Annotated in this window: 17 protein-coding genes; 7 read left to right on the top strand and 10 right to left on the bottom strand. The window is 55.2% G+C overall.

What is annotated here, in order from left to right; all coding sequences use genetic code 11:
• Positions 1–82 precede the first annotated feature (82 nt).
• Together F3I15_RS13230 and F3I15_RS13225 are read left to right on the top strand one after the other, a co-directional pair.
• Complete coding sequence (locus F3I15_RS13230; RefSeq protein WP_039382048.1) at positions 83–412, top strand: DUF485 domain-containing protein; 330 nt, start codon at positions 83–85, stop codon at positions 410–412.
• The gene (locus F3I15_RS13225) at positions 409–2,061 is read left to right on the top strand and encodes a cation acetate symporter (RefSeq protein ID WP_150018223.1); all 1,653 of its coding nucleotides are present in this window, start codon (positions 409–411) and stop codon (positions 2,059–2,061) included. The genes F3I15_RS13230 and F3I15_RS13225 overlap by 4 nt, the downstream gene beginning before the upstream one ends.
• 741 nt (positions 2,062–2,802) lie before the next feature.
• On the opposite strand, the gene F3I15_RS13220 is transcribed toward F3I15_RS13225, so the two are convergent.
• From F3I15_RS13220 to F3I15_RS13210, 3 genes are all read right to left on the bottom strand, one after another.
• Positions 2,803–3,348 carry a YfaZ family outer membrane protein gene (locus F3I15_RS13220; RefSeq protein WP_039382044.1) on the bottom strand — a complete coding sequence of 182 codons (546 nt, stop codon included), beginning with the start codon at positions 3,346–3,348 and terminating at the stop codon, positions 2,803–2,805.
• 130 nt (positions 3,349–3,478) lie between these two features.
• Positions 3,479–4,174, bottom strand: a complete 696-nt coding sequence (locus F3I15_RS13215) for an LrgB family protein (RefSeq protein ID WP_150018222.1) — start codon at positions 4,172–4,174, stop codon at positions 3,479–3,481.
• On the bottom strand, positions 4,167–4,589 hold the full coding sequence (locus tag F3I15_RS13210) for a CidA/LrgA family protein (RefSeq protein ID WP_039382038.1): 423 nt from the start codon (positions 4,587–4,589) through the stop codon (positions 4,167–4,169). Before F3I15_RS13210 ends, F3I15_RS13215 begins: the two co-directional genes overlap by 8 nt.
• A gap of 102 nt (positions 4,590–4,691) precedes the next feature.
• On the opposite strand from F3I15_RS13210, the gene F3I15_RS13205 reads away from it, so the two are divergent.
• Positions 4,692–5,594 carry a LysR family transcriptional regulator gene (locus F3I15_RS13205; protein WP_150018221.1) on the top strand — a complete coding sequence of 301 codons (903 nt, stop codon included), beginning with the start codon at positions 4,692–4,694 and terminating at the stop codon, positions 5,592–5,594.
• A 23-nt stretch (positions 5,595–5,617) separates the two neighbouring features.
• Here F3I15_RS13205 and F3I15_RS13200 read toward each other — a convergent pair whose 3' ends face one another.
• From F3I15_RS13200 to soxR, 4 genes are all read right to left on the bottom strand, one after another.
• Positions 5,618–7,267, bottom strand: a complete 1,650-nt coding sequence (locus F3I15_RS13200) for a Na+/H+ antiporter (RefSeq protein WP_039382034.1) — start codon at positions 7,265–7,267, stop codon at positions 5,618–5,620.
• A 141-nt stretch (positions 7,268–7,408) separates the two neighbouring features.
• Positions 7,409–8,758, bottom strand: coding sequence for an NCS2 family permease (locus tag F3I15_RS13195; protein ID WP_150018220.1), 1,350 nt, complete (start codon positions 8,756–8,758; stop codon positions 7,409–7,411).
• A gap of 967 nt (positions 8,759–9,725) precedes the next feature.
• Complete coding sequence (locus tag F3I15_RS13190; RefSeq protein ID WP_150018219.1) at positions 9,726–10,391, bottom strand: glutathione S-transferase family protein; 666 nt, start codon at positions 10,389–10,391, stop codon at positions 9,726–9,728.
• A gap of 43 nt (positions 10,392–10,434) precedes the next feature.
• Positions 10,435–10,914, bottom strand: a complete 480-nt coding sequence (gene soxR / locus F3I15_RS13185; RefSeq protein ID WP_150018218.1) for a redox-sensitive transcriptional activator SoxR — start codon at positions 10,912–10,914, stop codon at positions 10,435–10,437.
• A gap of 96 nt (positions 10,915–11,010) precedes the next feature.
• Between soxR and soxS the strand changes: the two genes are divergently transcribed.
• On the top strand, positions 11,011–11,439 hold the full coding sequence (gene soxS, locus F3I15_RS13180; RefSeq protein WP_039382026.1) for a superoxide response transcriptional regulator SoxS: 429 nt from the start codon (positions 11,011–11,013) through the stop codon (positions 11,437–11,439).
• A gap of 217 nt (positions 11,440–11,656) precedes the next feature.
• Positions 11,657–11,938: a YjcB family protein gene (locus F3I15_RS13175; protein ID WP_150018217.1), complete on the top strand. Its 282-nt coding sequence runs from the start codon at positions 11,657–11,659 to the stop codon at positions 11,936–11,938.
• 52 nt (positions 11,939–11,990) lie between these two features.
• Here F3I15_RS13175 and F3I15_RS13170 read toward each other — a convergent pair whose 3' ends face one another.
• Both F3I15_RS13170 and F3I15_RS13165 read right to left on the bottom strand, forming a co-directional pair.
• On the bottom strand, positions 11,991–12,941 hold the full coding sequence (locus tag F3I15_RS13170; protein WP_039382021.1) for an ATP-grasp fold amidoligase family protein: 951 nt from the start codon (positions 12,939–12,941) through the stop codon (positions 11,991–11,993).
• An 8-nt stretch (positions 12,942–12,949) separates the two neighbouring features.
• Positions 12,950–14,206, bottom strand: coding sequence for a polysaccharide biosynthesis C-terminal domain-containing protein (locus F3I15_RS13165; RefSeq protein WP_039382019.1), 1,257 nt, complete (start codon positions 14,204–14,206; stop codon positions 12,950–12,952).
• 527 nt (positions 14,207–14,733) lie between these two features.
• On the opposite strand from F3I15_RS13165, the gene F3I15_RS13160 reads away from it, so the two are divergent.
• Entirely contained in the window at positions 14,734–15,129 is a 396-nt protein-coding gene (locus F3I15_RS13160) for a transposase (protein ID WP_039382017.1), read from the top strand.
• A gap of 1,370 nt (positions 15,130–16,499) precedes the next feature.
• Here F3I15_RS13160 and ssb1 read toward each other — a convergent pair.
• Complete coding sequence (ssb1, locus tag F3I15_RS13150; RefSeq protein ID WP_150018216.1) at positions 16,500–17,057, bottom strand: single-stranded DNA-binding protein SSB1; 558 nt, start codon at positions 17,055–17,057, stop codon at positions 16,500–16,502.
• A 226-nt stretch (positions 17,058–17,283) separates the two neighbouring features.
• Here ssb1 and uvrA point away from each other — a divergent pair, with 226 nt between their 5' ends.
• Positions 17,284–20,112: an excinuclease ABC subunit UvrA gene (gene uvrA, locus F3I15_RS13145; RefSeq protein ID WP_039382007.1), complete on the top strand. Its 2,829-nt coding sequence runs from the start codon at positions 17,284–17,286 to the stop codon at positions 20,110–20,112.
• The last annotated feature ends 122 nt before the right edge of the window (positions 20,113–20,234 follow it).

The raw sequence follows: 20,234 nt of genomic DNA, 5'->3' as shown, positions 1-20,234 counted from the left end.
CAACCCTGATAACCAGAATATTCAATCCGTTAAATCACATTAATGTGAGATTTCCGTCTGCTTTGCCTCTGGAGAAACTGTGATGAATGACACCCTGAATCAACAGGAAGCCGTCTGGCAACAAATAGAAAATAACCCCCGTTTTCAGGAGCTGGTTCACAAGCGCCAGGCTTTTGCGCTGCTGCTGAGCATTATTATGCTGGTCCTGTATGTCGGGTTTATCCTGCTGATCGCGTTTGCGCCCGGCTGGCTCGGCACGCCGCTGCATGCCGGTACCAATGTGACGCGCGGTATTCCGATTGGCGTGGGCCTGATTGTGGTCTCTTTTCTGCTTACCGGCGTCTATGTCTGGCGCGCAAATGGCGAGTTTGATCGCCTGACCAAACAGATCGTCAGCGAGGTAAAATCATGAAGCGCGCGCTCCCGATTCTGCTGGCGCTGGCGCCAGCGGGCGTACTGGCGGCCGATGCGCTGACCGGCGACGTCCAGCAGCAGGCGACCAACTATGAAGCGATAATCATGTTTGTGGTGTTTGTCGCGTTCACGCTGGGTATTACCTGGTGGGCATCAAAGCGTACCCGCTCACGCAGCGACTACTACACCGCAGGCGGCAATATTACCGGCTTCCAGAATGGCCTGGCGATGGCGGGCGATTTTATGTCAGCCGCCTCATTTCTCGGTATCTCCGCGCTGGTCTATACCTCGGGCTATGACGGACTGATCTATTCGCTCGGCTTTCTCGTCGGCTGGCCGATGATCCTGTTTCTGATCGCTGAGCGGTTGCGCAATCTCGGACGCTATACCTTTGCCGATGTCGCCTCCTATCGGCTGCAGCAGAAACCGATCCGCACCCTCTCCGCCTGCGGTTCGCTGGTGGTGGTTGCGCTCTATCTGATTGCACAGATGGTGGGAGCCGGCAAGCTTATCCAGCTGCTGTTCGGCCTTGATTATCATATCGCCGTGGTGCTGGTTGGCATTCTGATGGTGCTCTATGTTCTGTTCGGCGGCATGCTCGCGACCACCTGGGTGCAGATCATTAAAGCGGTGCTGCTGCTGTTCGGTGCCAGCTTCATGGCGATTATGGTAATGAAAGCCACCGGTTTTAGCTTTAATACGCTGTTTACGGAGGCGATGGCGGTCCACCCTAAAGGCGCGGCGATTATGCAGCCCGGCGGGCTGGTGAAAGATCCTATCTCCGCCCTGTCGCTGGGGCTGGGGCTGATGTTTGGTACGGCGGGACTGCCACATATTCTGATGCGCTTCTTTACCGTGGCGGATGCGCGCGAGGCGCGTAAAAGCGTGTTCTGGGCCACCGGCTTTATGGGTTACTTCTATTTCCTGACCTTTATTATCGGCTTTGGTGCGATTCTGCTGGTAGGTGCAAACCCGCTGTTTAAAGACGCCAGCGGCGCCCTGATTGGCGGCACCAATATGGCAGCGGTGCATCTGTCGAATGCGGTAGGCGGCAGCCTGTTCCTCGGCTTTATCTCGGCGGTGGCTTTCGCCACGATTCTGGCCGTTGTCGCCGGACTGACGCTGGCGGGCGCGTCGGCAGTGTCGCACGATCTCTACGCCAGCGTGATCCGCAAAGGTCAGGCAACGGAGCGTGAAGAGCTGCGCGTCTCTAAAATTACCGTGCTGGTGCTGGGTGTGGTTGCCATTGCGCTGGGGATCCTGTTTGAGAAGCAGAACATCGCCTTTATGGTCGGTCTGGCCTTCTCTATTGCCGCCAGCTGCAATTTCCCGATTATTTTGCTCTCCATGTACTGGTCGAAGCTCACCACACGCGGCGCGATGGTGGGCGGCTGGCTGGGACTGCTGACGGCGGTGGTGCTGATGATTCTGGGTCCTACCGTCTGGGTTCAGGTGCTGGGTCACGCTACGCCGATCTATCCTTACGAGTACCCGGCGCTGTTCTCCATGCTGGTCGCTTTTGTCTGCACCTGGTTCTTTTCCATCACCGATCACTCCGCTCAGGGCGCACAGGAGCGCGCACGGTTCCGCGGACAGTTTATTCGTTCGCAAACCGGTATCGGTATTTCACAGGGGAAATCACACTGATCGCAGGCGCATCAGGTTCAACACGGTCGCCATACATGACGTCATCGGGGCCGGTGCGGACGTCGAACAGGGCGCCATAAATGACGTCATCGGAACCGGTGCGGACGTCGACCAGGGCGCCATAAATGGCGCCCCTACGGGGTAACGTAGGGGGCGCATTTATGCGCCCCTGGTTTATTGCGCGCGCGGTATCAACCGCCATAAATGGCGTCATCGGAACCGATGCGGACGTCGACCAGGGCGCCATAAATGGCGCCCCTACGGGGATGATGTAGGGGGCGCATTAATGCGCCCCTGGTTTATTGCGCGCGCGGTATCAACCGCCATAAATGGCGTCATNTGGCGCCCCTACGGGGATGATGTAGGGGGCGCATTAATGCGCCCCTGGTTTATTGCGCGCGCGGTATCAACCGCCATAAATGGCGTCATTCAGTTACGTGCGGGAATTAACACGGGCGCCATAAATGACGTCATCGGAACCGGTGCGGACGTCGACCAGGGCGCCATGAATGGCGCCCCTACGGGGTGATGTAGGGGGCGCATTAATGCGCCCCTGGTTTATTGCGCACGCCGCATCAACCGCCATAAATGGCGTCATTCAGTCACGGGCGGGAATTAACACGGGTGCCATAAATGACGTCATCGGAACCGGTGCGGACGTCGGCCAGGGCGCCATAAATGGCGCCCCTACAGGGATGATGTAGGGGGCGCATTAATGCGCCCCTGGTTTGCAGCGGCAGATCAGAAGCGGAGTGAGGCACCTACGTATGGGCCATCTACCAGCACGTTATCTTTGCGGCTGCCTTTGTTGTTCAGCTCGATATACTGGTAGCCCACGCGCAGGTTCAGCAGTGAAACTGGCGTAAAGCTCAGGCCGCCTGACGCTTCCTGATAGCTGTCCAGACGATCGGAAAACGCCTCTGGCGCATAGTAATATTCACCATACAGGCCCCACATGCTGTTGAAGCTGTACTGTGCGCCTGCACCCACGGCGATGGTGAAGCCATCACGGCCATCTTCCGGATGTGTAAACAGCGCTTTTGCCGTCGGCGCGACGCGCAGATCGCCAACATCGATGTTATAGCCCAGGCCTGCACCGTAGGTGCTGCCGTCATGGTCGCTGCGCAGCCAGTTACCTTTCAGAAACAGACCCGGAGAGGTGGTACCGAGGCCAAGGTTCAGGTTGGTGCTGTGCTCACCCACGTCAACACTGCCCTCAATCGCCTGTACGCTACCGCTCAGCAATGCAAGGCCCAAAACGCTTCCGGTAACAAGTTGCTTGATCATGCTAATCCACTCCATGAAGTAAAAAATAAGTCGGCGCAAAGAGTAGTTAGCATAGTCGTCAGACACAACTTTTATTGGAAACCTTTACGTAAAATTAAATTACAACGGGAACGATTTATCGATAAACGTGTCATGCGTGCCACAGCAGATGGCTCAGAAGCGGTGCCAGCAGAACCGTGACGACGCCCGAAAGCATCATCACCAGGCTGGATACCACGCCCTCCTGCTGACCAATCTGATAGGCGCGCGCAGTTCCGGCACCGTGAGAGGCGGCACCCAGCCCGGCGCCTTTCGCCACTCCCTGTTTTATCGCGATGCGCAGAAAAAGAATATCCCCTGCCGCCATGCCAAATACGCCTGTGATCACCACAAACAGCGCCACCAGATCGGGCTGTCCGCCCATCGGACCGGCGGCGGCCAGCGCAAATGGCGTGGTGATTGAACGCACGGCCAGACTACGCTGAATACTCTCCGGCAGCGCCAGTAACCGCGCCAGCCAGACTGAGCTGCAGACGGCAACCGTGGTAGCGCACAGGACCCCTGCGCTCAGCGACAGCCAGTGACGCCGGATGAGCGCCATGTTTTCGTATACCGGCACAGCAAATGCCAGCGTGGCGGGTCCCAGCAGCCAGAGCAGCCAGTGACTCTCCGCAATATAGTTTTGCCAGCTGATATGCGTAATAAGCAGCAGGCCGACCAGTACCAGCGGCGTCAGCACCAGCGGCATCAGCATCAGTCGCCGCCAGCGCCGGTAGAGACGCTTGTTGAGGTAATAGACCAGCAGGGTGAATGCCAGACAGAGCAGACTGATGATGGCGTTACTCATGGATATCCTGCCTGCGTGCCGCACGCGCCATTTCAAACCGGTAGAGGCGATCAACCACCAGCGATGTGACCGCCAGCACCAGCAGCGTGCTGATCGCAATCACGATAAAAATACGCCATCCCTCACTGCGCAGCAGATCGCTGTAATTGACTACCGCCACCACCGCCGGAATAAAAAACAGCAGCATTTCAGCCAGCAGCCAGTTTGCCCCGGCACGGACCCAGCCCAGCGGCAACACGCGCAACACAATCAATAACAGCAGCACAACCATGCCGAGTACATTTGCCGGCAGCGGCAGATGCAGCCAGCGCACCAGAAGATCGCAGACGCTGAATAGCCCGATATAAAGCAGCAGCTGCAGCGGCAGTATCAGATGTTGTAACAGACGGGGGCGCGGATTGATGGCGGCAGCCATGGCGATCTCCGGTAATAAATATGAGAAATGCAGTATAAATCTGCCGCTAACCGTGAAAGAAATGAATTAAAATCATCCGGACTATGCCATTAAGGAATGATCATGGATATACGCGCCCTGCGCTATTTTGTCGCCGTAGTACAGCAGCAGAGCTTTACCCGTGCAGCAGAGCAGCTCTATGTGACGCAGCCCACTATCAGCAAAATGGTGCGCCAGCTGGAAGAGGAGCTGGGGTGCGCACTGCTGCGGCGGGAGGGGCGCCGTCTGCATCTCACTGACAGCGGTCAGGCGGTTTACCAGCGCGGTCTCGCGATCCTGCAGGAGTTTCATCAGCTGGAGGCGCAGATTGGTGATATTAATCAGCTGAAAACCGGTGAACTGCGCCTGGGTATTCCGCCGATGGTGGGTATGCAGATTGCCGGCTCAATTTCAGCATTTCAGCGCCGCTATCCTGGCGTGCAGCTGCATATTGCAGAATCAGGCGGGCTGACCGCACAGCAGGCGGTGCTGAGCGGCGCGCTGGATATTGCGCTTACCGCCCTGCCGGTTGAGCCCGGTTTACCGCTTAACACGCTGGAGCTGATGCGCCATCCGCTCTGCGTGCTGGTATCGCGCAGCGCGGCCTGGCACGCCCGTCCGCATCTGACGCTGGCAGAACTGGCGCAGCATCCACTGCTGATCCTGAATGAAGAGTTTGCCCTTAACCGGCAGCTGATGCAGGCGTTTCAGCGTGAAGGCATAACGCCTCAGATTGCGCTGCGCAGCGGTCAGTGGGATTTTCTGGCTGCGATGGTGCAGGCGGGGATGGGCGTAGCCGTACTGCCGGAACCTATCTGTCAGCGGCTGGATCCGCAGTCGCTGGCATGGCTGCCGCTGGCATCTGCGCTGGAGTGGCGTATCGGATTGATCTGGCGGGAAGGGAGCTATTTGTCGCGCAGTGCGGAAGCCTGGATCAGCTGCTGCCGCACACACTGGCCGGATGATGCGCCGCGTCTGCAGGTGTGAGACGCGGCGGCATTCAAAGGCGGTTACTCCTCTTTCTCAATCAGCAGCGCTTCCAGCAGATCGAGATCGCGCAGCAGGCGCTGCATCGTTTCGTTAGAAATCTGCTGTGTTGCGCGCAGGTGATAGACTTCAGCACGCTCGGCGCGCAGCGCGGTCAGACGGAAACGACGCTCCAGATTCTCAGCAAACAGCGCCTGATCCACGTCATCCTTGCCATCCACGCGGCGGCGCAGATTGCCAATCACCCTCAGGCTGACCTCTTTAAGCAGCTCCGGATCGATATTCTCTTCGGTATCACTCTCCAGCCGCTGCTCCATCTTATGCAGGCTTTCAATCGCCACACCCGCCATCGCGGCTCGCGCATGCTGCAGTTCATGACGGTGGCCTGCTTTATCATGGCTGTCGATACCGCGCAGCAGGAGAGGCAGCAGGATAACGCCAACAAACAGGGAGAAGAGGATCACGCCGGTGGCGATGAATACCAGTTCATAACGCGCCGGGAAGGGCTCGCCATTGCTGAGAAACAGCGGAATAGAGAGCACGCCCGCCAGCGTAATCGCACCGCGTACGCCCGCAAAAGAGGCAATCAGCAGCTCGCGCAGCGAGTAGTTTGAGAATTCCAGCGGTTTTTTCTTCAGCAGGCGCATACTGGCGCGCTTCATGATCCAGAGCCAGCCGAAACGCACAATCATTAGCGCCGCATATACCAGCGCGACATCGGTAAACAGCATCCACAGCTCGACGTTGGGATCGGCATTCGCCTGCTCAACGGACGTCGCAAGAATATCCGGCAGCTGCAGGCCGAGCATCAGGAACACCATGCCGTTGAACACAAACTCCAGCATCTGCCAGACGCTGTTTGCACGCAGGCGCATCGCCAGCGGCGCCTGACGGATGATACCGGAGCGGGTGATGGTCATCCCGGCCGCGACGGCGGCAAGGATACCGGAGACGCCGAGGTGTTCAGCAATCAGGTAGGAGGCAAACGGCAGCAGCAGCAGCAGCACGGTCTGCGTCGCCGGATCGTCTCCGCTCCAGCGGCTCAGCAGGCGCAGTGAGCGGCCATAGAGCCAGCAAACGGCCACGCCGGCAATCAGTCCGCCAATGGCCACTTTAAGAAACTCCACGCTGGCGCCGCCCCAGGTAAAGACCATAGTGCCCATCGCCACGGCGACCGCGAACTTCAGCGATACCAGGCCAGAGGCGTCGTTCATCAGCGCCTCACCCTGCACAATCGACATGATTTTCTTTGGAATGCGTCCTTCGCCAACGATACCCGACAGCGCCACGGCGTCGGTCGGTGACAGCACGGCCGCCAGCGCAAAAGCCGGGATCAGCGGAATACCCGGTACCAGCCAGTAGATCAGGTAGCCGATACCGACCACGGTGATCAGCACCAGTACCAGCGCCAGCCCGAGGATCTCGCGACCGTGGCTCAGAAACTCATTGATAGGCGTCTTCCAGCCGTCAGCAAACAGCAGCGGCGGGATAAACAGCACCAGAAAGAGTTCCGGATCGAAATCAACGTGCAGGCCAAACGTGGGCCAGGCAAGTAAGGCACCCGCTGCGATCTGCACCAGCGGCAGCGGAATTTGAAACGGCAGGATTCTTGCCGCGACGCCGGAGAGTGAGACCACCAGCGTCATAATGAGAATAGTAAAAAAGATTTCCATGCTTTCCTTAGGCGAATCGAAATGGTTAAAAGCGAGGGTCGTTACGCTAAAAAGTGTAAAACAAAACGCCGCACATAGGGGGACCCGATGTGCGGCGCTGGCAAAGTCAGGGGATTATCTGGAAATTACTGGAGCCTGTGGTCAGATAGCCCAGCCTGCCGCATAAAAGGTGACCAGTGCGACAGCGATCGCCACCGTTCCCGCGTTAAGTTTGCGCCACTCCCCGGCAAACAGACGGCCAATCACCAGCGAGGCGAAGCCCAGCATAATGCCGGTCACGATGTTACAGGTCAGCACAATAAACACCGCGGTCAGCAGGCCTGACATGGCATCGACAAAATCGCTGAAATCAATTTTTGCCACGTTGCTCAGCATCAGTAACCCGACATACATCAGCGCCGGCGCGGTCGCATAGACCGGCACCAGACCGGCAAGCGGCGACATGAACAGCATCAGCAGAAACAGTACGCCCACGACGATAGCGGTTAAGCCGGTTTTGCCACCCGCTGCCGTACCGGCTGCTGATTCAATATAGACCGCTGCCGGAGACGCACCGACCAGGCCGGCAAACAGGCTGCTGAGGGAGTCGCTGGTCAGCGCCCGGCCGCCATTGAGGATCTGCCCTTCTTTATCGAGCAGATTGGCCTGCCCGGCAACCGCACGAATGGTGCCGGTCGCATCAAATACCGCCGTCATGACCAGCGCCAGGACGCTGGGCAGTACGGCTGGCTGCAGCGCGCCTGCGATATCCAGACTGAACATCGCTGACTGACCGCTGACATCCTTCAGACTTGGCATCGCAAACAGCCCCTGCCAGGTCACCGCCGGATCAAACACAAGCCCAATCAGTGAGATAGCCAGTATAGTCAGCAGGATCCCGCCGGGTACGCGACGTTTTTCCAGGCCAAAGATTGCCGCCAGACCCACCAGCGACATGATGACCGGAAACGCGGTGAAATCGCCCAGCGCCACCGGCAGGCCTGCGGCCGGATTTTTCACTACCAGACCAATACCGTCTGCTGCAATCAGCAGTAAAAACAGGCCGATCCCAACCCCGGTACCGTGCGCCACGCCCATCGGCAGGTTGCGTAAAATCCAGGCGCGGATACCGGTTACCGAGATAAACGTAAACAGTAATCCCATCAGGAATACGGCGCCCAGCGCGACCGGTACGCTGATGTGCTGCCCAAGCACCAGGCTGAATGCAGTGAAGGCGGTCAGCGAGATAGCACAGCCGATAGCCAGCGGCAGATTGGCCCAGAGTCCCATCAGCAGGGAGCCAAACCCGGCGACCAGGCAGGTGGCAACAAATACCGCCGTCGGGGAAAAGCCCGCTTTACCAAGCATGCCCGGTACTACAATAACCGAGTAGACCATGGCCAGAAAGGTGGTCAGCCCCGCCAGCACTTCCTGCCGCACGTTGCTGCCGCGTGCTGAAATGTGGAACCAGGCGTCCAGTTTTCCACTGGCCGGGCGTGAGTCGCCAGACATAATTATTCCTCTGCATATTTTAGATGTAAGTCGCCGCACAGCTGCCGCTTACGCATCACCCTGGTGGGGATTTCTCAAAGAGAAAAGAGGCGCAAACGATTACGCAGCTATGTACTTCCCGTCAAAGAGGGGGAGATAAAATGGCAGGCGATTATCTGGCGTTTGGGGTGACGTTTTCAACTGTTAATCGTCACCGGGCTGGAGAAAGCACGTCTGCGGTGACGGCGGATCAATTTGGGGCGCATTAATGCGCCCCCTACGGCGGCATCGGCGCCCTGGCCCGCGTAGTTATCGGATTCCGGGCCACATACGGTTTTGTAGGGGCGCCATTAATGGCGCCCTGGCCCACGCGGTTATCGGATTCCAGGCCGCATACGGGTTTTGTAGGGGCGCCATTAATGGCGCCCTGGCCCCGCGGTGATTATTCGATTCGGGACGCATACAGGTTTTGCAGGGGCGCCATTAATGGCGCCCTGGCCCGCGCGATTACCGGATTCCGGGCCGCAGCGGTTTTGTAGGGGCGCCATTAATGGCGCCCTGGCCCGCGCGATTACCGGATTCCGGGCCGCAGCGGTTTTGTAGGGGCGCCATTAATGGCGCCCTGGGCGGCGCGGTTATTCGATCCGGGGCGCATTAATGCGCCCCCTACGATTACCGTATTTTGGGCGCATACGGTTTTGTAGGGGCGCCATTAATGGCGCCCTGGCCCGCGCGATTACCGGATTCCAGGCCGCATACGGGTTTTGTAGGGGCGCCATTAGTGGCGCCCTGGGCGGCGCGGTTATTCGATCCGGGGCGCATTAATGCGCCCCCTAAGATTACCGGATTTTGGGCGCATACGGTTTTGTAGGGGCGCCATTAATGGCGCCCTGGCCCGCGGTAATTATTCGCTCCGGGGCGCATTAATGCGCCCCCTGCGGCGGCATCGGCGCCCTGAGCGGCGCCATTATCGAATTCCGGGCCGGCGTCAGTCGCTGAATTTAATCGGGCCGCCCTGCTTCAGCGCCCGCTGCCAGGCGGCGCGCTGCTGCATCTCTTCCAGCCAGCGGGTGGTGGCAGGCCGATCGTGCAGGCCGCCGCGCATCTGAAGCGCCAGCAGCGGAAAACTCATCTGAACATCAGCGATACTGAAACGCGGACCGGCAAAAAACGCATGCTGACTTAAATGCTGTTCAATCACGCGGGTATGCAACGCCAGCTGCTTATTCAGCCAGGCTTTCTCCATGCCTTTACGCATGGCGCTGCCGATCGGGCGCAGCAGCCAGGGAACCGGTTTTTTGCTTAGCTGCGCAAAAACCAGCTTGATGATCAGCAGCGGCATCAGCGATCCCTCAGCATAATGCAGCCAGTAGCGCCCCTGAATCTGTTCATCTTCATTGCTCAGCGTCAGCTGCTGCTCGCTGTCATACTTCAGCTGCAGATACTCCAGAATGGCGCCGGATTCAGCAATAACGCGGTTGCCATCGGTTATTACCGGTGATTTCCCCAGCGGATGCACCTTCTTCAGCTCGTCAGGTGCCAGCATCGTATTTTCCCGCTGATAACGTTTGATCTGATACGGTACCGCCAGCTCTTCCAGCAGCCATAACACACGATGCGAACGGGAGTTTTCCAGATGATGAACGGTGATCATGTACAGCTCCTTGCTGATAAAGGTATCGCACCAGTATAGCGGATTAACGCCCCTGCTCACCCTGCTCCGGGTCAAGCAGCACGGCGCCTGACCCCTGCTGCGCCAGCCGGTCGCCGGGGTTGCGTAACGGACAGTCGCGCATCGACAAACAGCCACAGCCAATACATCCATCCAGATCGTTCCGCAGCCGCATCAGCGTCTCAATGCGTTTATCCAGCTCCTCACGCCAGTGCTGCGTCAGCGCATCCCACTCCTGTGTCGACATCCGTTTATTCGCCGGGACATGCATCAGGCTCTCACCCACCGTCGCCAGCGGAATACCGATACGCTGCGCAATTTTAATGATCGCCACGCGACGCAGCACGTCACGGCTGTAGCGTCGCTGATTGCCATTATTACGGGTGCTGGAGATCAATCCTTTGGTTTCATAAAAGTGCAGTGCCGAGACCGCTACGCCGCTACGTTTAGCCACTTCTCCTGGCGTCAGCACCGGCTTTGGATAGTTACGCTCTTTTTTTACCATCAGCCTTTACCTCAAGTTAACTTGAGGAACTATACTCGCTCACCATCAAAAGTACGAATTTCTCACCGGGTGATACCCCTTCAGAAGGATGAGGCTATGATGCAACAGGAAATCATTCATTCACTGACTAACTGGATCGATCAGAATCTGGATAAAGCACTGTCGATTGATGATGTGGCAGCAAAATCGGGTTACTCAAAATGGCATCTGCAGCGTATGTTCCGTACCGTCACGAAACAGACGCTGGGTGGCTATATTCGTGAACGGCGTCTGACGATGGCGGCAGAAGCGCTGCTGCAGACGCAGCGACCGGTTTTTGATATCGCTATGCAGTATGGTTACGATTCGCAGCAAACCTTTTCGCGCGTGTTCCGCCGGCAGTTTTCGCAGACGCCCACGGCGTATCGTCACGCCATGCGTCGTCAGGCGATTGCGCAGCGGCCTCGTCTGCTTAGCTTTGACTGCAGCGACAATATGAACAGCTTCGCCCAGCGCACCACCGGTGAATGCTGCCCTGTCCGGTAATCAGCGCGCCTGTTACAGGCGCACTCCTCCAGCCTTAACTGCGCGTCTCAGCCCGCCTTCGCGGGTACAAAATTTGTTCAAAATTTCAAATCCGCTGATATAATGTGATCCAAATCACACTTAATCCGACGTGAGAGCGTTTCCTGACGCGCTCTTTGCCGTCAGTGATGTCCGGTTAATGTCAGGGATATTACTGATTTGAAGAGGTTTCGCGTCAATGGCTACGTTAACAACCAGTTTACTGGTAATGCGCTGGGGTATTCTGAGCGCTGTTCTGATGTTTCTCGCCAGCTCGATGAAAATAAAACTGCGGCAAAAGAGCCATCCGGTTATGGCGCTGCTGTGCGGTGGTCTTGGCGTGGGGATGTCCTGCTGGTTTGTGACCGGACTACTGGGTATTACGCTGAGCATGGAGAACGTGCACAACTTTATGCAGATTAGCAAACAGGCTTTTATCGATGTGATGAGTCAGGCGCCGACTGAGTGGCCAATACCCTGAATAGTAGGCATAAAAAACCCCGCGCTGCGGGGTTCTTTATATTGCTGTGCGATCAAATTTTCTTCAACACGGCGGGAATACCGACTTCCGCAACCGAAACGCCCGGTCTCTTCGTACCGCGACGATCCTGAATCCACATATCACCCATCATCTGGTCCAGCCCGCGGTCCAGACCCGTTACCAGTCCGGCACCCGGCGTGAAGGTCAGCTCACCAAAGTAGATCTCTTCACCGTGGATATACCAGTCAACGCGGACATAGTCGAAATCGCTGGCCAGCGTCTTACTCAGCGCCAGCGCCTTCTGCAGCTGCGGCAGAATAGGCTCAACATCCAGACCGGTATCGCGGATCTTGTGATACGCCTCGTTCAGATTGTTGACGTAAAAATTCATCGACAACAGCGGGTTGCAGCGATTGTAGATCACCTGCAGCACATATTCGAAACTGCCATCGCGCTTGTTGAACATGTGAAATTTGTAGTCAATCGGCGCACTTTTGCCATCGCCAATGTACTGCTCTACCAGAATCCGCGGCTTGATGTAGCGATAGTGGATCTCACGCGCTTCATTCGCAAAGTCCGTTTTCAGCCAGCGATGACAGTCGCTGATGATCTGCTGCTTCTTCAGCGCATCCGGCTCTTCCAGCAGGATCTCAACCATGTTGGAACCATGGTTAGGCTTGATCACAGTGTTCTTCCACTGCGACAGCGTGTGGAGCGAATGCGGATCGCTGGTCTCGTAAACCAGCGGGATCAGATACTCACTGCCTACCTTCTCAGCTATGTATTCGCGTACTGAATACTTGTCCGACAGGCGACCATAGATTTGATAGTCGCCATACACAAATTTGCGATACAGCACCTTCTCGTTAAACACCTTTGGCTCGCGCAGATTAGGCAGCTTACGGAATTTCCGGAAGTAGTAGATGCGATCCTGCGTAGCCCAGGGCATCTTCTTGATAAAATACTGAACGCTTCTTCTGAGTTCTTCTTTCAACCTGAGCATATCTGACCTCATTTGTAGGTTTTGTAGTTGAGTGAGGAAACCTGAATTTTTTGAATGACGCCGTTTTTAAAGAAGTAATTCATTACGGTAAGGGAGAGCAGCTCAGTGATGAAGACGCTCCAGGCGGCACCCATAATGCCGTAGCCCTGGATCAGCCACCAAGAGAGCGGCAGGCTGATAACCATCAGGCAGAGGATCTTCTTCAGCAGATAGTTAAACCCGCCCTCTTTGACCATGTAGCGGTAAGCTACGGTCCCCATTGCCGAAAAGCAGGTTGCTAACGACAGTAACGTAACGAGACTTCCCGATTGTGTGTACTCGTGACCATATAACGCGATGATGATCTTCTCGCCAAACATGGCGATCACCGCCAATAACAGCAATGAAACTCCCATGACATAGCCGTTCAGCCGCGCGGTGAGTTTGATTGCGGCTGCTCCACGCTCACGGAAAATTTCCGAAAAGCAGGAAGTGATGATGGCAACCGGAATAAAAATCCAGGAAGCCGAAATGGTGTTGGCCGCGGCGAACAGGCCCAGATCGCGGGCGGAGGCGATGCCGGCCAGAAACATTTGTGCCGCTTTCACCTGCACGGAGATAAAAATACTGGAGATAGCCAGCGGTAAACCGGCATACATCAGGTAGCGCAGATAGGTAGTGCGTTTCTGCTGCGGCGGCGCAATATCCTGATGCTCACGGTAAAAATTGATGCGCTTGATGAGATAAGGCACCAGCGTTACCGCCACGATGGATACAGTCAGCCACAGCGGATTGAGATGCAGCCACGCGATGGTAAAGCTCAGCGCGAAGCCAAGCAGCAGTCCCACTGAGTTAGCCAGCGTATTGAGCCGCGACGCGAGACGCGCATTGTTGTAGACGCTAAAAGTGTCCTGCGTTACAAATACCGAGGAGATAAATGAGGCCAGCGCAAATGCGAGAAAATTCTCCTGCATGTTGTACCAGACCCAAATCAAGACCGGAATAGAGGTCAGCAGCAGCAAGGCGAGGCGCATGGTGCGCGCCACGGCCATGAGACGCAGACCTTTAGGCGCACTTTTGCTGATGCGCTTAAACAGGATGGTTTCGGTACCGAAAATCGCCACGGTCTGCACCATGGAGAATAGCGAAGCTGAAAATGCCATCTGGCCAAATATGGTCGGGCCAAACGATTTTGCCACATAGGAGGTGACAAAGATGACGCCAAACACCGAGACGACTTTTTCAGACATCATCCAGACGGCATTAGACATTACGCTCAATTTCATTGACTGGTCCTTAGTATTACTTACAGCAACTGCCTTGCGGTAAAACGTCCTTGAAATGAATTAACAAGCGCTCAGTGGGCCTGACAAAAATTAATAACTTCAAACCAGGCTGGTCCGAAAAATGAGACTCGCGTCAGGATTTAGAAGAGAAATTCAGGAAAATTCTGATTAAATCTGGTGCGAATTTCAGCGGATGTAAACGATTTCAACCCGAATTCGAGACAAAAGTTTACTGGCACGCCCTCTCTTTTTTGCAAGAAAGCTGTACCGAATATCCAATGTTTGTCGTATTTTTCTGCATTTGGGATGGAATGAATCTATATCAAAAAGCCAATGCCAGGAAGATGTTCATTGGCATTCATAATAAAATAAGATTTATCCCATGATGATATTTATTCTAAATATCTTAATTTATCCCTCGCAATTCAAATCGCGCACTTTAATACTGCATTAATACCGTTTTTGCAGTACCAGATATTAATACAGTAATTCTCATCCACTAATTGATAAGAAAGGTAAGAGCATTTATGAGAAAGTCACGATATAGCGAAGAGCAAATCACCAATGCCATTAAAGCTTCTGAAACAGGAGTAAAAGTCAGGGAGATTTGTGAAGAGCTCGGCATTTCAGAGGCGACCTTCTACAGCTGGAAGAAGAAATTTTCAGGTCTGTCTTCTGAAGAAGGAAGAAAAATCAAAGAGTTAGAGGACAAGCTGCAAAATCTTACCCGCGAGCTGCAAACGCTAAGTTCCGATAAAGAGATGCTGCAGAGCGTACTCAAAAACTTCTTTACCACCAACGAAAAGCGTCAGGCAGTCAACTTTTTGCAGACAACCTTTGATATTGGAACCCGCCGCAGCTGTCGTTTGCTCGACATCAGCCGCAGCGTTTACCACTATCCGTCAGGATCGGAAAATCGCTAATAGTTGTAAGGCCGCTGTTATTTGACTAAATGCTGAGATTTGTTCTTACCAGAAGAGATAAAGATCATTTAATCCGGCGTTCATAATATAACAATTCGCACCTCTTTTTCCTGATGAGTAATGACAGGAAAATGCTTCTTTTTTTTCGGTAAAATTGATTCACACCAGCAAAAGCCTTGTATTTTAAGCCATTTAGACGTTGCCCAATCTCATTGCGGTGAGATTGGCGCTTCGTTTATTTCATTAACACTGCTGTTGCTGACCTTAAATCATCGTTGTTTTTAATTAGCACGACTGAACATCCCCTCCGGCTGCACCACTTTTTCCCTCTCATTTAACCTGGTCCTGACGGCTGCGCTTAAAAATCGATGCGTCGCCTGGGATAATCAATTTATGATTTAATTTCTCCAGGACTTTTCCCGCCAAAAAACGTAATGAGCTTTAAACTATATGAGATAAAAAGCGATATGACCGATAAATAACATTCGGTTATTTGTCGCTGGTTTTAATATTTTTCTGCGGATTGTGACCGGGATCATTCTTAACCACACCGCTCTCGCTTGATACCTGAATGGTTTTTCTTCCCGATAAACAGGGCCACTCTCTGATTAAAACCGGGGGCAGCAGATCGCTTTTAGCCATTTTTTATTCTCATTTCTTCTCATGAACAGGCAGATGCGACCCCGCTACGTATAAAAAACAGACGGTATCGGCCGGTTGTCATCAGCGTGAGCGTGCCAGAGCGGCAGAGCTTTATGTAAAAAGGTGATTAAAAGAAGAGCTTTTTAATCACTTAAGGGCATATAGCGGCAGATGCGCAGGCGATGAGGCGGAGGAATCAGGCAAAAGCGGGTGGGCTAAATTCTTAAAAACGCCGGCAGAACGCGACAAATTGACGCTGGCTGAACATCACTGGCCGCAGCCACTGGATGAGGAGGCGTGAAAAACAGAGAGTCCGGAAACCTCAGCAAAAGCGGTTAGCGACATAATAATAAGCCGGGCAAAACCCGCGTGGCTCTGGCTGTAAAAAAGCGCATCATTACTGGCGGGCTATATCGCAGCGTAAACCTGCCGGGCTGACGCTGCGGCACTGTGATAAACGCCCGTTATTTTCAGGCTAAGGATGCGCTGCAGTCAGAGCACCCTGCTGCGTGGAAAAGGTCGCTGCATTTCATCAAAAAAAAAAGCCTCGCAGACGAGGCTTTTTAACGAAACAGAGAATCAGAACGGGATATCGTCATCGAAATCCATTGGCGGTTCGTTGTTCGCCGGTGCGCTCTGCTGCTGTGGACGCTGCTGCGCGCCGCCGCTGAACTGATTGCCGCNAAAAAAAAAGCCTCGCAGACGAGGCTTTTTAACGAAACAGAGAATCAGAACGGGATATCGTCATCGAAATCCATTGGCGGTTCGTTGTTCGCCGGTGCGCTCTGCTGCTGTGGACGCTGCTGCGCGCCGCCGCTGAACTGATTGCCGCCCTGAGACTGCGGCTGCGGCTGCTGCGGCTGACCCCAGCCGTTGTTGTTTCCGCCGCTGTTCTGACCGCCCATCGGTGCGCCACCTGCATTCGCCCCGCCCTGCTGACGTCCACCCAGCATCTGCATGGTGCCGCCTACGTTGACAACCACCTCGGTGGTATATTTTTCCTGACCGCTCTGATCCTGCCACTTGCGCGTACGCAGCTGACCTTCAATATAGACCTGTGAGCCTTTACGCAGATATTCACCGGCAACTTCAGCCAGTTTGCCAAACAGCACAACGCGGTGCCATTCGGTGTTCTCTTTGTTTTCACCGGTCTGCTTGTCACGCCAGCTTTCAGACGTGGCCAGCGTGAAGTTGGCTACAGCGCCACCGTTTGGCATGAAACGCACTTCCGGATCCTGACCCAGATTCCCGACAAGAATCACTTTGTTTACGCCACGACTGGCCATGTTGCTCTCTCCCGATGAGTTGATGCTATAAGTCTAAACGACAAAGTTTAACACGTCCTGATCTATGATGAATACTTTGGAGCGTGCTTCCAGTTTTGCGTCTCTAGTGTACCAAAGGATAAAACTACTGGATATTTATTCAGGTTATTTTTTGTGCCATAATGATGCGTTTCTGCCCGTTATGCTTTGCTGGCATAGCGGGTGTAGTTCAATCCGGGAAAGGTGAATGGATAAGATCGAAGTCCGCGGTGCTCGCACCCACAATCTGAAAAATATTAACCTGATCATTCCACGCGATAAGCTGATCGTTGTCACCGGTCTCTCAGGTTCCGGGAAGTCATCGCTGGCATTTGATACGCTCTATGCCGAAGGTCAGCGGCGCTATGTAGAGTCCCTCTCTGCTTACGCGCGCCAGTTTCTCTCGCTGATGGAGAAGCCGGATGTCGATCACATCGAAGGCCTGTCGCCCGCCATTTCCATTGAGCAGAAATCGACTTCGCATAACCCGCGCTCGACGGTGGGTACCATTACTGAAATCCACGACTACCTGCGCCTGCTGTTTGCCCGCGTGGGTGAGCCGCGCTGTCCCGATCACGACGTTGCGCTTGCGGCGCAGACCGTAAGCCAGATGGTGGATCAGGTGCTGGCGCAGGAAGAGGGTCGTCGCCTGATGCTGCTGGCGCCGGTGGTGAAAGATCGCAAAGGTGAGCACACCAAAACGCTGGAAAACCTGGCGGCGCAGGGTTACATCCGTGCCCGCATCGATGGTGAAGTGTGCGATCTCTCCGATCCGCCAAAACTTGAGCTGCAGAAAAAACATACCATTGAAGTCGTCATCGATCGCTTTCGCGTGCGCGACGATCTCGCGACACGTCTGGCGGAGTCGTTTGAAACCACGCTTGAACTCAGCGGCGGCACCGCGATCGTGGCGGACATGGACGATCCTGACAGCGAAGAGATGCTCTTCTCCGCCAACTTCGCCTGCCCGATCTGCGGCTACAGCATGCGTGAGCTGGAACCGCGCCTGTTTTCGTTCAACAACCCGGCCGGCGCCTGTCCGACCTGTGACGGCCTTGGCGTGCAGCAATACTTCGATTCCGATCGCGTGGTACAGAACCCTGAGCTGTCGCTGGCGGGCGGCGCAATTCGCGGCTGGGATCGCCGCAACTTCTACTATTTTCAGATGCTGCGCTCGCTCGCTGAGCATCTCGACTTTGACGTAGAGGCGCCGTTCAGCAGCCTGAGCGACAAAGCGCGTCAGGTGATCCTGTACGGCTCGGGCAAAGAGAATATTGAATTCAAATATATCAACGATCGCGGTGATACTTCCGTGCGGCGTCATCCGTTTGAAGGGGTGCTGCATAATATGGAGCGCCGTTATAAAGAGACGGAGTCCAATGCGGTGCGCGAAGAGCTGGCGAAGTTTATCAGCAACCGCGCCTGCACCAGCTGTCACGGTACCCGCCTGCGCCGCGAAGCGCGCCACGTATTTGTTGAAGATACCAATCTACCCACCATCTCTGAAATGAGTATTGGTCATGCGATGGAGTTCTTCACCAACCTTAAACTGAGCGGCCAGCGCGCAAAAATTGCTGAGAAAGTCCTGAAAGAGATCGGCGATCGGCTGAGCTTCCTGGTTAACGTCGGCCTGAACTATCTCTCTATGTCACGTTCAGCTGAAACGCTTTCCGGCGGCGAGGCGCAGCGTATTCGTCTGGCCAGCCAGATTGGCGCGGGCCTGGTTGGCGTCATGTACGTTCTTGATGAGCCCTCTATCGGGTTACACCAGCGCGATAACGAACGCCTGCTCTCGACCCTGATCCACCTGCGCGATCTCGGCAATACCGTGATTGTGGTAGAGCATGACGAAGACGCGATCAGAGCGGCTGACCATATCATCGATATCGGTCCGGGCGCGGGCGTGCACGGCGGACAGATAGTGGCTGAAGGTGATGTACACGCCATTATGGCGCATGAAGAGTCGCTGACTGGTCAGTTCCTGAGCGGCAAGCGCGAAATCGCAGTGCCGGCCGAGCGGGTGAAAGGCGATCCGGCTAAAGTGCTGAAGCTCACCGGCGCGCGCGGCAATAACCTGAAAGATGTGACGCTGACGCTGCCGGTTGGCCTGTTTACCTGCATCACCGGCGTCTCCGGCTCCGGAAAATCAACGCTTATCAACGATACGCTGTTCCCGATTGCGCAGCAGCAGCTTAACGGTGCAACCAGCGGTGAAGCGGCACCGTATCGTGAGATCGCCGGCCTTGAGCACTTCGATAAAGTGATCGACATCGATCAGAGCCCAATCGGACGTACGCCACGATCCAACCCGGCGACCTATACCGGCATTTTTACGCCGGTGCGTGAACTCTTTGCCGGCGTGCCGGAGTCGCGCTCGCGCGGCTACAATCCGGGCCGCTTTAGCTTTAACGTGCGCGGCGGACGCTGTGAAGCGTGCCAGGGCGATGGTGTGATCAAAGTGGAAATGCACTTCCTGCCCGACATCTATGTGCCGTGCGATCAGTGTAAAGGCAAGCGCTACAACCGTGAAACGCTGGAGATCAAGTACAAAGGCAAAAGCATTCACGAAGTGCTGGAGATGACGATTGAAGAAGCGCGCGACTTCTTTGAAGCGGTCCCGGCGCTGGCACGCAAGCTGCAGACGCTGATGGATGTCGGCCTCTCCTATATCCGTCTCGGCCAGTCCGCCACCACGCTCTCCGGCGGTGAGGCGCAGCGCGTCAAGCTGGCGCGTGAGCTGTCGAAGCGCGGTACCGGACAGACGCTCTATATTCTGGATGAGCCGACCACCGGCCTGCACTTTGCCGATATTGCGCAGCTGCTGGAAGTCCTGCATCAGCTGCGCAATCAGGGCAATACCATCGTGGTGATTGAGCATAATCTGGATGTGATTAAAACCGCAGACTGGATTGTGGATCTGGGCCCTGAAGGCGGCAGCGGCGGCGGTGAGATCCTGGTCGCCGGTACGCCGGAAACCGTAGCAGAGTGTGAAAAGTCGCATACCGCACGCTTCCTGAAACCGATGCTGAAGAAGTAAGGCTTTTCTGTCTGCGCCTTTACCATTATCAGGCCGCCCTCCGGGGCGGCTTTTTATTTGCCGGTTGTTCAGGCGTGCCTGATTGCGCAACAAAATGCAGAAACAGGCAAGAATCAGACAAC

The sequence above is a fragment of the Pantoea sp. M_9 genome (genome assembly GCF_008631385.1).
In the GTDB taxonomy this organism is placed as follows: domain Bacteria; phylum Pseudomonadota; class Gammaproteobacteria; order Enterobacterales; family Enterobacteriaceae; genus Pantoea; species Pantoea eucrina.
This window is presented reverse-complemented; position numbering and strand designations above follow the sequence as displayed.